This is a genomic window from Microbacterium timonense (assembly GCF_900292075.1).
Lineage (GTDB): Bacteria > Actinomycetota > Actinomycetes > Actinomycetales > Microbacteriaceae > Microbacterium > Microbacterium timonense.
The window spans coordinates 910,617-922,968 of record NZ_OLMV01000001.1; the positions used below are offsets into that span (position 1 = coordinate 910,617).

General features: G+C 63.9%; 8 protein-coding genes and 3 rRNA genes. 4 read left to right on the forward strand and 7 right to left on the reverse strand.

The window, feature by feature from the left end:
- Positions 1 to 30 precede the first annotated feature (30 nt).
- From C9992_RS04380 to C9992_RS04390, 3 genes are read left to right on the forward strand one after another with little or no spacing between them, the layout of a single operon-like run.
- Complete coding sequence (locus tag C9992_RS04380) at positions 31 to 1,353, forward strand: magnesium transporter MgtE N-terminal domain-containing protein (RefSeq protein WP_106814312.1); 1,323 nt, start codon at positions 31 to 33, stop codon at positions 1,351 to 1,353.
- The gene (locus tag C9992_RS04385; protein ID WP_106814313.1) at positions 1,353 to 1,880 is read left to right on the forward strand and encodes a DUF1003 domain-containing protein; all 528 of its coding nucleotides are present in this window, start codon (positions 1,353 to 1,355) and stop codon (positions 1,878 to 1,880) included. The genes C9992_RS04380 and C9992_RS04385 overlap by 1 nt, the downstream gene beginning before the upstream one ends.
- Positions 1,877 to 3,082: an Mrp/NBP35 family ATP-binding protein gene (locus C9992_RS04390; RefSeq protein ID WP_106814314.1), complete on the forward strand. Its 1,206-nt coding sequence runs from the start codon at positions 1,877 to 1,879 to the stop codon at positions 3,080 to 3,082. Before C9992_RS04385 ends, C9992_RS04390 begins: the two co-directional genes overlap by 4 nt.
- Positions 3,083 to 3,130: 48 nt before the next feature.
- Here the strand turns inward: C9992_RS04390 and C9992_RS04395 are convergent, their stop codons facing one another.
- Positions 3,131 to 3,499 (reverse strand): Sec-independent protein translocase family protein, encoded by a 369-nt coding sequence (locus C9992_RS04395; RefSeq protein ID WP_106814315.1) that lies wholly within the window; start codon positions 3,497 to 3,499, stop codon positions 3,131 to 3,133.
- Between the two features lie 73 nt (positions 3,500 to 3,572).
- Between C9992_RS04395 and C9992_RS04400 the strand changes: the two genes are divergently transcribed.
- Positions 3,573 to 4,208: an O-methyltransferase gene (locus C9992_RS04400; protein WP_106814316.1), complete on the forward strand. Its 636-nt coding sequence runs from the start codon at positions 3,573 to 3,575 to the stop codon at positions 4,206 to 4,208.
- A gap of 59 nt (positions 4,209 to 4,267) precedes the next feature.
- Here the strand turns inward: C9992_RS04400 and C9992_RS04405 are convergent, their stop codons facing one another.
- The 6 genes from C9992_RS04405 to C9992_RS04430 form a co-directional block, all read right to left on the reverse strand.
- Positions 4,268 to 4,441 carry a DUF3117 domain-containing protein gene (locus C9992_RS04405; protein ID WP_019179788.1) on the reverse strand — a complete coding sequence of 58 codons (174 nt, stop codon included), beginning with the start codon at positions 4,439 to 4,441 and terminating at the stop codon, positions 4,268 to 4,270.
- Between the two features lie 105 nt (positions 4,442 to 4,546).
- Positions 4,547 to 5,773, reverse strand: a complete 1,227-nt coding sequence (locus tag C9992_RS04410) for a hypothetical protein (RefSeq protein ID WP_106814317.1) — start codon at positions 5,771 to 5,773, stop codon at positions 4,547 to 4,549.
- A complete protein-coding gene (gene dapE / locus C9992_RS04415) occupies positions 5,755 to 6,831 on the reverse strand; it encodes a succinyl-diaminopimelate desuccinylase (protein WP_106814318.1) in 1,077 nt (358 codons plus the stop codon). Before dapE ends, C9992_RS04410 begins: the two co-directional genes overlap by 19 nt.
- Positions 6,832 to 6,911: 80 nt before the next feature.
- Positions 6,912 to 7,028, reverse strand: a 5S ribosomal RNA gene (gene rrf, locus C9992_RS04420).
- A gap of 119 nt (positions 7,029 to 7,147) precedes the next feature.
- A 23S ribosomal RNA gene (locus C9992_RS04425) occupies positions 7,148 to 10,254 on the reverse strand.
- Positions 10,255 to 10,640: 386 nt separating this feature from the next.
- Positions 10,641 to 12,163: ribosomal RNA gene (locus tag C9992_RS04430) — 16S ribosomal RNA — on the reverse strand.
- Together the 16S, 23S and 5S rRNA genes form the textbook arrangement of a ribosomal RNA operon.
- Between the last annotated feature and the right edge of the window lie 189 nt (positions 12,164 to 12,352).

Sequence of the window (12,352 nt, forward strand, 5' to 3'; positions counted from 1 at the left end):
TCCCATGGCACGCGGACTACGCTGGGACGTGTGAGCACGCAGAGGGTTTTCGTCGCGCGCCTGTCCGGGTGCTCGGTCTTCGACCCCGCCGGCGACCGTCTCGGCAAGGTCCGCGACGTCGTCGTCATCTACCGCAAAGACGATCCGCCGCGTGTCATCGGTCTCGTCGTCGAGATCCCCGGTCGACGGCACGTCTTCGTGTCGATCGGCCGTGTCACCTCGATCGCCACGGGTCAGGTCATCACCACCGGTCTCATCAATGTGCGGCGGTTCCAGCAGCGCGGCGGCGAGGTCCGCGTGATGGCCGAGATGCTCGGCCGCAAGGTGTATTTCGCCGACGGATCCGGCACCGCCGTCATCGAGGACGTGGCGATCGAGCGCAACCGCCTCGGCGAATGGGATGTCGGTCAGCTCTTCCTGCGCAAGCCCAAGACGAGCGCATCGCCGTTCGCGAAGGGCCCGACCACCTTCGCGAACTGGGACGCCGTCCGGGAGCGTCAGAGCCCCGGCGAGGCGCAGTCCGCCGAGCAGCTGGTCGCCACGTACTCGGAACTGCGTCCGGCCGACCTCGCGAACACGCTGCTCGATCTTCCCGAGGACCGCCTGCTGGAGGTGGTCGAGGAGCTTCCCGACGACCGCCTCGCCGACGCGCTGGAAGAGATGCCCGAGGACGAGCAGGTGCACATCCTCGAGGCCCTGGACGATGAGCGCGCCGCCGACATCCTGGACGCGATGGAGCCGGACGATGCGGCGGACGTGCTCGGGCAGCTGCCCGAGGAGCAGCGCGAGGAGCTGCTCGATCTCATGGAGCCCGAGGAGGCGGAGGACGTCCGGGCGCTGCTGAAGTACGGGCCCGACACCGCCGGCGGTCTCATGACCAGCGAGCCCATCGTGCTCTCCGCGGACGCCACGATCGCCGAGGCACTCGCGCTGATCCGCCGTCACGAGCTGCACCCCGCCCTGGCCGCAGCGGTGTTCGTCACCCTTCCCCCCTACGAGACGCCGACGGGGCGGCTGCTGGGCACGGTGCATTTCCAGCGAATGCTGCGCTACCCGCCGCACGAGCGGCTGGGCGCCATCATCGACGACACTCTGGACCCGGTTCCCGCGACTGCTTCGGCCGCCGAGGTCGCCCGCCTCCTCGCGTCGTACAACCTCGTGTCGCTCCCGGTCGTCGACCCGGCGCACCGCCTCGTCGGGGCGGTCAGCGTCGACGACGTGCTGGACTATCTCCTTCCCGAGGACTGGAGATCGCAGGATGCCGAGGAGGCTGATCGCCCGGCATCCCTCCCGACCCACACCGCGAGCACGCTGACCATCGGCAAGGCTCCCGGCGCAGGGAGGAGGCGCTGATGGCACGCTCGACACGTCAGCCGTCGCTGGACGCCCCCCGCGGCCGCTCGGGGATGCTGCAGCGCACGCCGCAGCAGTCCAGCGATCGTTTCGGCCGGTTCTCGGAGGCCTTCGCACGGGCGATGGGTACTTCCGGGTTCCTCATCGGCATGACGATCTTCGTCGCCGTGTGGCTGTGCTGGAACATCTTCATGCCCCCGCAGCTGCAGTTCGACCCGGCCGCGACGAACTTCACGCTGCTGACACTCATCCTCTCGCTCCAGGCGTCGTACGCTGCGCCCCTCATCCTGTTGGCACAGAACCGTCAGGACGACCGCGACCGCGTGCAGATCGAGCAGGACCGCCAGCGGGCCGAGCGCAACCTCGCCGACACCGAGTACCTCGCCCGTGAGGTGGTGGCCCTACGGATGGCCGTGAACGACTTCGCCGACCAGGTGATGACGCGCGACGTGCTGCGCACCGAGCTGCGCGCGCTGCTGGACAAGCTCGACACCAATTCCGAGCTCGAGGACGGCGCCGCGCGATGATCGTCCCCGCGCGCTCTCCGCACCCGGGCGAAGCGGCAGACGACACCCCGGGTGGTCCCCCGGTCACCGACGCGGTCCGGGCGGCGGTGGGCGCGGTCGCCGATCCGGAGCTGCGACGCCCGATCGGTGAGCTCGACATGGTGCGCGCGGTCTCGGTCGACGGCGGCACCGCGCATGTGGAGATCGCGCTGACGATCGTGGGATGCCCCGCCGCCGACCGCATCGCCGCCGACGTGCGGGCGGCCGCGGCATCCGTTCCCGGCATCGCCCACATCGACCTCGAGGTCGGAGTGATGACCCCGGACGAACGTCGCGCACTCACCGAACGGCTGCGGGGCGGCCGTGGCAGGGAGATGCCGTTCGGACCCGACAGCCTCACGCGGGTGATCGCCGTGACCAGCGGCAAGGGCGGCGTGGGAAAGTCGACGGTGACCGCGAACCTGGCCGCCTCGCTGGCTGCGCGGGGCCTGGCCGTCGGCCTCGTCGACGCCGACGTGCACGGCTTCTCGATCCCCGGACAGTTGGGGCTCGTCCGGCCGGACGGCACCGTGCCGCAGCCGACGCGCGTCGACGAGCTCATGCTGCCGCCCGTGGCGCACGGGGTGAAGGTGATCTCGATCGGGATGTTCCTGCAGCGCAGCGCCGGCGACGGCCCCGTAGGTGCGGTCGCGTGGCGCGGCCCCATGCTCCACCGGACGGTGCAGCAGTTCCTCACCGACGTGTACTTCGGCGACCTGGACGTGCTGCTGCTGGACATGCCGCCGGGAACGGGGGACGTCGCGATCTCGGTCGGTCAGCTGCTCCCCCACGCCGAGGTGCTGGTCGTGACCACGCCGCAGACCGCCGCGTCGGACGTCGCCGTCCGCAGCGGCCTGGTCGCGCGACAGACCGGGCAGCGCGTGATCGGCGTGGTGGAGAACATGGCCGCGATGACGCTGCCCGACGGAACGACCATCGACGTCTTCGGAGCCGGCGGGGGCGCCGCAGTGGCCGAGGCCCTGTCGCACGAGCACGCCGAGGTGCCGCTGCTGGCGTCGGTGCCACTCAGCCCGCTCCTGCGTGCGGACGCGGATGCCGGCATCCCCGGTGTCATCGCTCACCCCGACGATCCGGCGGCGCGGGCCATCGCCGACCTCGCCGCTGTCCTCGCCCGCTCTCCGCGCGGGCTGTCGGGCCGCTCCCTGCCGTTCCGTCCGCGCTGACAGGGCAGCGGCGACCGATCTCCGGTGCCGGTGGGGCAGGCTGACGTGTCAGGTGGCTTCCGTGTCGTACGGCGGAGGGCCGTCCGCCGGGCCGCGGTACGAGGAGCGGGCCGGTGCGGCCAGTGCAGCCGGCGCGGGAGCGGGGACGCGCGCCACCGGCGCGTCGTCCAGGAGTGCTTCGCGGATGATCCTCCGCGGGTCGTACTGGCGGGGGTCCAGCGTGCGCCAGTCCACGTCGTCGAAGTCTTCGCCCATCTCGTCACGCACGCGCGTCTTCGCCGTCGTCACCCACTCTCTCGCCCGTTTGGTGAGACCGGCGAGGGACTCGGCGTAGCGCGGCAGGCGCTCCGGTCCGAGGATGAGCGCGGCGACAAGTCCGATCAGCAGAAGCTTCTCGATCGTGAGGCCGAAGATCATGACTTCAGGTTACCGCCGCGCCTGTGCGGGCAGCGCCGCGCGGCCGCGTAGGCTGGCTGGCGGGAGGACTGCGATGGGAGAGCAGAGCGCGAGCCAGCGGTTCGTCGACGAGGCGACGGCCGAACCGGAGCACATCGCGCGTGCCCGGGCGCACGCCCTGGAGCTGGGCGCTACACCGCTCAGCGCTGCCCTCGGGGCGCAGGTCGCCGTGCTCGCCGCGGCGTCGCAGGCGCTCAACATCGTCGAGATCGGTACGGGCGCCGGTGTGTCGGGGCTGTGGCTGCTTCACGGCTCGCCGCGCGCGACCTTGACCACCATCGACAAGGAGCCCGAACACCTCGGTGCAGCACGACAGGCGTTCGCAGACGCTCGCATCCCGCCCGCGCGTGCGAGATTCATCACCGGCCGGGCATCCGAGGTGCTCCCTCGTATGAACGAGGCGTCGTACGACATCGTGCTCGTCGACGCGGACCCGGAGGGCGTGATCGAGTACGTGGAGCACGGTCTGCGACTGGTGCGCACCGGCGGCACCGTGCTCGTCCCGCGGGTGCTCGCGGGCGGCGCCGTCGCCGATCCGGTGCGACGCGACCCCGTGACGACCGCCTACCGCTCGCTCATCCAGGAGACCCAGGCCTCCCCCGCCGTCATCGGAGCGCTCTCCATCACCGGCGAGGGGCTGCTGCAACTGACCACCGTGGCCGGGCGCTGACCCAGCCGCACACGACGACGGCCGGCCCCGCAGGACCGGCCGTCGTCGCAACAAAGCATCTACGCGGCGTTGACGACGCCCCCCAGGACGTCATAGAGCTCCTTGGCCTCAGCGTCGTTCACCGAGACGACGAGGCGACCGCCTCCCTCGAGCGGCACCCGCACGATGATGAGTCGGCCCTCCTTCACGGCCTCCATCGGCCCGTCTCCGGTTCTCGGCTTCATGGCTGCCATTGCGGCTCCTTTTCATCGATGGTCTGCGTTTCAAGTTTATCGTGAGGGCACCGACGCCGGGCACGCCTTGGGGAAAGCGCCCGTCCGAGCAGCCCCAGGGGTGACTCACGGCACCTGCCAGGCCGTATTCCCCAGCGCGTACATGTTGTAGATCCACCACCACTGCCCGGCGAGGCACGCGACGAGCACCGCCACGCGCCACACCCGGGAGCGAGGAACGGCGACCGCTCCCCACAGCGGTGACAGCGGCACGAGGAGCCGGAAGATGCTCGACTGGGGGAAGAACACCAGCAGCAGGTACACCAGGTAGCTCGCGCTCCACAGGCGGATCTCCATCCCGAGCCGTCGCACCGCCGGAAGAAGGATCAGTGCCGCGCCGACGAGGATCAGGGCGGCCGCCGCAATCGCATAGCCCATCGCCACCGGCAGATGCCACATCGTGCCGAACCAGAACTCGATGCCCGCCAGGAACGGCTCGAAGGGGGCGAACGTCGCATCGCCGGGCACCCAGTTGCGCCGCCAGGCGAGCTCGGTCGCCAGGTACGCGCCGGGATCGCCGGTGACCCAGCCCGCGATGACCTGCCAGGCGAACCCGCACGCCGCGGCGAGCAGCCCCAGGACGACGATGTGCACGATCTCCGCGGTCCTCAAGGGCTCCCGGCTGCGCCGAAGCCAGCGCCAGCCGCCGAAGAGAGCGAGGAACAGTGCGAACGCGAGCGCGCCCGGCCGGGTGAAGGCCATCAGCGGGATCAGCGCGTACAGCCATCCGTACCGGCGGTGCATGACGCACCAGAGGGCGCATATCAGCCACAGCAGGTTCAGCGACTCCGCGTAGCCGATCTGGAAGAGCGCCGCGAGCGGCCCGCTCGCGAAGAAGGCGACGGCCCACAGCGTCGTCGATTCGTCGACGCGCGCGCGCAGCAGGTGGTACAGCGCGACGGATGCCCCGTAGCCGGCGACCAGCGACACGATCAGCGCTCCGCTGCCCCATTGCCCGAACGGGAGGGACACCACCTGCGAGAGGTACGGATACACAGGCAGGAACGCCCACGCGTTCTCGGCGATCTGCCCGGTGTCGGTGAGAGGCAGCTCTGTGGGGTAGCCCGAGAACGCGACGAGCCAGTACCAGGCGCCGTCCCAGGCGATCACTGTGTCGGCGAGGCCGGCGGTGGCACCCATGCGGGACGCCGGCCCGGAGAGCTCCGCCGCGACGAAGAGGAAGAACGTCGTGATCACGCGGGCGGCGAGGTAGATCGCGGCGATGCGGAGGGCCGCACGACCGGCGGATCTCCGTGACGCGGCGTTCGCGGATGTCAGCCGAAGGTCAGCCATGCGCGCAGGCCTTGCTCCACCGCCTCGATCTGGGCGACCGCGACGCGCTCCTGGTCGTGGTGCGCGAGGTGGGGGTCGCCGGGACCGTAGTTGACGGCCGGAACGCCCAGCGCGCTGAAGCGCGCGACATCCGTCCAGCCGTACTTCGGGCGCGGTTCGGCGCCCACGGCACGGAGGAACTCCTGCGCGAGCGGGGCATCCAGGCCGGGGCGCGCGCCGGCGGCGGCGTCGACGACCTCGACCTCGAAGCCTGCGAAGACGTCGCGCACATGGCGCTCCGCCTCGGCGACATCGCGGCTCGGCGCGAAGCGATAGTTGACCTCGACTTCGCACAGGTCGGGGATGATGTTGCCGGCGACGCCCCCGCGAATGCGGACGGCATTGAGACCCTCGCGGTAGACGAGGCCTTCGACCGCGACGTCGCGGGGGCGGTACTCGGCGAGCCTGGCCAGGATGGGGGCGGCCTTGTGGATCGCGTTCTCACCGATCCACGCACGTGCGCTGTGAGCCCGGACGCCCTCGGTGCGTACCACGGCCCGGAGATTGCCGTTACAGCCGCCTTCGACCTCCCCATTCGAGGGCTCTCCGAGAATGGCGAAATGCCCTTGGAAGAGGTCCGGCCGCGTGCGAGCCAGGCGGGTGAGGCCGTTGAGGTCCGCGTCGACTTCCTCATGGTCGTACCACATCCATGTGATGTCGACGCGAGGTTCGGTGAGCTCAGCGGCGAGCTTCAGCTGCACGGCCACGCCCGCCTTCATGTCGACGGTGCCTCGGCCCCAGATGAACGGTGCACCCTCGACTTCGATGTCTCGGGTCGGCACGTTGCCGTTGATCGGCACCGTGTCGATGTGGCCGGCGATCACGGCGCGCTGTGCGCGCCCCAAGTGGGTGCGCGCCACGATGGTGTCACCGTCGCGGTAGAGGTCGAGGTGCGCGCAGTCGGCCAGCGCCGAGAAGATGGCATCGGCCAGCGACTGCTCCTCGCCGGAGACGCTCGGAATGTCGCAGATGGTGCGCGTGAGATCGGCAGACGAGACAGACAGATCGAGCGTCGGCATCCTTCGAGTCTACCGAGCGTGATCGGGGGCTTAACGCGGAATGGCCACCCTGCGTTGGGTGGCCATTCCGTTTACGTGGTGTCCGGCGGTGTCCTACTCTCCCACAGGGTCGCCCCTGCAGTACCATCGGCGCTGAGAGGCTTAGCTTCCGGGTTCGGAATGGGACCGGGCGTTTCCCTCTCGCTATGGCCGCCGAAACTCTTTCGATGTTTCAGGTTTCACAACGTGAAAGTACTCTGTTCTGTTGTGTTCCCGACCGTACATCGGGAACCACTCAGTGGACGCGAACACCCTTACCCACCCGCGGGTGGGGGTGATTATCAAGTCATCGGCTTATTAGTACCAGTCAGCTGCACACGTTGCCGTGCTTCCACATCTGGCCTATCAACCCAGTAGTCTGGCTGGGAGCCTCTCACCCAAAAGGGTATGGAAGTCTCATCTTGAGGCCGGCTTCCCGCTTAGATGCTTTCAGCGGTTATCCATCCCGAACGTAGCTAACCAGCGGTGCACTTGGCAGTACAACTGGCACACCAGAGGTTCGTCCAACCCGGTCCTCTCGTACTAGGGTCAGATCCTCTCAAACTTCCTACGCGCGCAGCGGATAGGGACCGAACTGTCTCACGACGTTCTAAACCCAGCTCGCGTACCGCTTTAATGGGCGAACAGCCCAACCCTTGGGACCTACTCCAGCCCCAGGATGCGACGAGCCGACATCGAGGTGCCAAACCATGCCGTCGATATGGACTCTTGGGCAAGATCAGCCTGTTATCCCCGAGGTACCTTTTATCCGTTGAGCGACAGCGCTTCCACAAGCCACTGCCGGATCACTAGTCCCGACTTTCGTCCCTGCTCGACCTGTCAGTCTCACAGTCAAGCTCCCTTGTGCACTTACACTCGCCACCTGATTGCCAACCAGGTTGAGGGAACCTTTGGGCGCCTCCGTTACTTTTTGGGAGGCAACCGCCCCAGTTAAACTACCCACCAGGCACTGTCCCTGAACCGGATCACGGTTCGAAGTTAGACATCCAGAGTGACCAGAGTGGTATTTCAACAACGACTCCACGAATACTGGCGTATCCGCTTCACAGTCTCCCACCTATCCTACACAAGCCACACCGAACACCAATACCAAGCTGTAGTAAAGGTCACGGGGTCTTTCCGTCCTGCTGCGCGTAACGAGCATCTTTACTCGTAATGCAATTTCGCCGAGTTCGCGGTTGAGACAGTTGGGAAGTCGTTACGCCATTCGTGCAGGTCGGAACTTACCCGACAAGGAATTTCGCTACCTTAGGATGGTTATAGTTACCACCGCCGTTTACTGGGGCTTAAATTCTGAGCTTCGCCTTGCGGCTGACCCGTCCTCTTAACCTTCCAGCACCGGGCAGGCGTCAGTCCGTATACATCGTCTTGCGACTTGGCACGGACCTGTGTTTTTAGTAAACAGTCGCTACCCACTAGTCTCTGCGGCCACCACACCCTTTTCCACGCAAGGTGGTATAAGCGGATGGCCCCCCTTCTCCCGAAGTTACGGGGGCATTTTGCCGAGTTCCTTAACCACGATTCTCTCGATCTCCTCGGTATTCTCTACCTGACCACCTGAGTCGGTTTGGGGTACGGGCGGCTAGAACCTCGCGTCGATGCTTTTCTCGGCAGCATAGGATCACCCACTTTTCATCCGCATCGTGTCTCAGCCTGCATGAGCTGCGGATTTGCCTACAGCTCGGCCTACGCACTTGCCCCGGGACAACCATCGCCCGGGATGGGCTACCTTCCTGCGTCACACCTGTTAACACGCTAACCGCACCAGCATAGGGTCGTGTGCTCCCCCGCCCGGTGTCACCCGAAGGCAACGATGGACAGGTTCGGACACTTAGCATCACTGGATTGATTGGGGCGGTTCTTCGCCGGTACGGGAATATCAACCCGTTGTCCATCGACTACGCCTGTCGGCCTCGCCTTAGGTCCCGACTTACCCAGGGAAGATTAGCTTGACCCTGGAACCCTTGGTCTTTCGGAGGACGTGTTTCTCACACGTCTTTCGCTACTCATGCCTGCATTCTCACTCGTGTAGCGTCCACAGCTGGGTCACCCCGCCGCTTCACTCGCCACACGACGCTCTCCTACCCATCAACACGGCTGGACCACGAAGGCCTACCAATAATGTCAATGCCACAACTTCGGTGGCGTGCTTGAGCCCCGTTACATTGTCGGCGCGGAATCACTTGACCAGTGAGCTATTACGCACTCTTTCAAGGGTGGCTGCTTCTAAGCCAACCTCCTGGTTGTCTAAGCAACTCCACATCCTTTCCCACTTAGCACGCGCTTAGGGACCTTAGATGGTGGTCTGGGTTGTTTCCCTCTCGACTATGAAGCTTATCCCCCACAGTCTCACTGCTGCGCTCTCACTTACCGGCATTCGGAGTTTGGCTGACGTCAGTAACCTGGTAGGGCCCATCGGCCATCCAGTAGCTCTACCTCCGGCAAGAAACACGCAACGCTGCACCTAAATGCATTTCGGAGAGAACCAGCTATCACGAAGTTTGATTGGCCTTTCACCCCTATCCACAGCTCATCCCCTCAGTTTTCAACCTAAGTGGGTTCGGCCCTCCACGACGTCTTACCGTCGCTTCAGCCTGGCCATGGATAGATCACTTCGCTTCGGGTCTAGGACATGCGACTGAAATCGCCCTCTTCAGACTCGCTTTCGCTACGGCTACCCCACCCGGGTTAACCTCGCCACATATCGCTAACTCGCAGGCTCATTCTTCAAAAGGCACGCTGTCACACCTACCAGGGGTGCTCCAACGGTTTGTAAGCAAACGGTTTCAGGTACTATTTCACTCCCCTCCCGGGGTACTTTTCACCTTTCCCTCACGGTACTTGTCCGCTATCGGTCATCTGGGAGTATTTAGGCTTATCAGGTGGTCCTGACAGATTCACACGGGATTTCTCGGGCCCCGTGCTACTTGGGATACTCTCCACGCTGCGTCCGACATTTCAGTTACGGGGCTGGCACCCACTCTGGCCGGCCTTTCAAGACCGTTCACCTATATCGACGCATCACGTTCACCACTCGGCAGAATGATACGGAAAGTCCCACAACCCCGAATACGCAACTCCTGCCGGATATCACACGTACTCGGTTTAGCCTCATCCGATTTCGCTCGCCACTACTCACGGAATCACGGTTGTTTTCTCTTCCTGTGGGTACTGAGATGTTTCACTTCCCCACGTTCCCTCTACCCGCCCTATATATTCAGGCGGGAGTCACTGGGTCGGCACGCCGCCCAGCGGGGTTTCCCCATTCGGACACCCTCGGATCAAAACTTGCTTATCAGTTCCCCGAGGCTTATCGCAGATTGCTACGTCCTTCTTCGGCTCCAGATGCCAAGGCATCCACCGTTTGCTCTTAAAGACTTGAAATCACATGAGCCGACTCCAAAAGGAATCGTCTATCGTTTCGAACCCATGCTTACGCATGAGCCCTTTAAGATGCTCGCGTCCACTGTGTAGTTCTCAAAGTACGGGCGGCACCCCCAACCCACCGGCCACAACCAGCGATCAGGAGCCCAGAGAGTCAAACCCCCACCCCCAAACGGGGACGAGACGTCCGGTCCCTCAGGACCCAACAGCGTGCAGGCACCCCGCTCACCACCCCCCACCCTCCAACCACACCCAACGGATGCGGCGTACTAGTGGGAACCAGTCGCGCTGATGCCATGTCAAATGTTCCACCCACGAGCCCCAACCAGGAACATTCGTCCTGATCTGGGTCCTAGAGTCCCCAAAGAGACCCAGGTGCTCCTTAGAAAGGAGGTGATCCAGCCGCACCTTCCGGTACGGCTACCTTGTTACGACTTAGTCCTAATTACCGATCCCACCTTCGACGGCTCCCCCCACAAGGGTTAGGCCACCGGCTTCAGGTGTTACCGACTTTCATGACTTGACGGGCGGTGTGTACAAGACCCGGGAACGTATTCACCGCAGCGTTGCTGATCTGCGATTACTAGCGACTCCGACTTCATGAGGTCGAGTTGCAGACCTCAATCCGAACTGGGACCGGCTTTTTGGGATTCGCTCCACCTCACGGTATTGCAGCCCTTTGTACCGGCCATTGTAGCATGCGTGAAGCCCAAGACATAAGGGGCATGATGATTTGACGTCATCCCCACCTTCCTCCGAGTTGACCCCGGCAGTATCCCATGAGTTCCCACCATAACGTGCTGGCAACATAGAACGAGGGTTGCGCTCGTTGCGGGACTTAACCCAACATCTCACGACACGAGCTGACGACAACCATGCACCACCTGTTCACGAGTGTCCAAAGAGTCCCCTATTTCTAGGGTGTTCTCGTGTATGTCAAGCCTTGGTAAGGTTCTTCGCGTTGCATCGAATTAATCCGCATGCTCCGCCGCTTGTGCGGGTCCCCGTCAATTCCTTTGAGTTTTAGCCTTGCGGCCGTACTCCCCAGGCGGGGAACTTAATGCGTTAGCTGCGTCACGGAATCCGTGGAAAGGACCCCACAACTAGTTCCCAACGTTTACGGGGTGGACTACCAGGGTATCTAAGCCTGTTTGCTCCCCACCCTTTCGCTCCTCAGCGTCAGTTACGGCCCAGAGATCTGCCTTCGCCATCGGTGTTCCTCCTGATATCTGCGCATTCCACCGCTACACCAGGAATTCCAATCTCCCCTACCGCACTCTAGTCTGCCCGTACCCACTGCAGGCCCGAGGTTGAGCCTCGGGATTTCACAGCAGACGCGACAAACCGCCTACGAGCTCTTTACGCCCAATAATTCCGGATAACGCTTGCGCCCTACGTATTACCGCGGCTGCTGGCACGTAGTTAGCCGGCGCTTTTTCTGCAAGTACCGTCACTCTCGCTTCTTCCTTGCTAAAAGAGGTTTACAACCCGAAGGCCGTCATCCCTCACGCGGCGTTGCTGCATCAGGCTTCCGCCCATTGTGCAATATTCCCCACTGCTGCCTCCCGTAGGAGTCTGGGCCGTGTCTCAGTCCCAGTGTGGCCGGTCACCCTCTCAGGCCGGCTACCCGTCGACGCCTTGGTAAGCCATTACCTCACCAACAAGCTGATAGGCCGCGAGCCCATCCCAGACCGAAAAATCTTTCCAACCACAGACCATGCGATCGTGATTCATATCCAGTATTAGACGCCGTTTCCAGCGCTTATCCCAGAGACTGGGGCAGGTTGCTCACGTGTTACTCACCCGTTCGCCACTGATCCACCAAGCAAGCTTGGCTTCACCGTTCGACTTGCATGTGTTAAGCACGCCGCCAGCGTTCATCCTGAGCCAGGATCAAACTCTCCATAAAAAAATGATGCCAACCCGGCCGGGAAAAACGACCAAAGCCAGCGAGTTCAACCATGACCAAAAACGAATATCAAACTGACATCCATGAATTGATCCAAAAACCCCCACCAACCACAAACGTGGCCGACAGAGAAAAAATTGGCATTTGACAAGTGCACGCTGTTGAGTTCTCAAAGATCGGACGCACCAG

What these genes read in the sequence shown, in the direction of transcription:
- C9992_RS04395 (WP_106814315.1), bottom strand. Translation starts at nt 3,499, where the DNA reads ATGATCTTCGGCCTCACGATCGAGAAGCTTCTGCTGATCGGACTTGTC.
- dapE (WP_106814318.1), bottom strand. Translation starts at nt 6,831, where the DNA reads ATGCCGACGCTCGATCTGTCTGTCTCGTCTGCCGATCTCACGCGCACC.
- C9992_RS04385 (WP_106814313.1), top strand. Translation starts at nt 1,353, where the DNA reads ATGGCACGCTCGACACGTCAGCCGTCGCTGGACGCCCCCCGCGGCCGC.
- C9992_RS04410 (WP_106814317.1), bottom strand. Translation starts at nt 5,773, where the DNA reads ATGGCTGACCTTCGGCTGACATCCGCGAACGCCGCGTCACGGAGATCC.
- C9992_RS04390 (WP_106814314.1), top strand. Translation starts at nt 1,877, where the DNA reads ATGATCGTCCCCGCGCGCTCTCCGCACCCGGGCGAAGCGGCAGACGAC.
- C9992_RS04400 (WP_106814316.1), top strand. Translation starts at nt 3,573, where the DNA reads ATGGGAGAGCAGAGCGCGAGCCAGCGGTTCGTCGACGAGGCGACGGCC.
- C9992_RS04405 (WP_019179788.1), bottom strand. Translation starts at nt 4,441, where the DNA reads ATGGCAGCCATGAAGCCGAGAACCGGAGACGGGCCGATGGAGGCCGTG.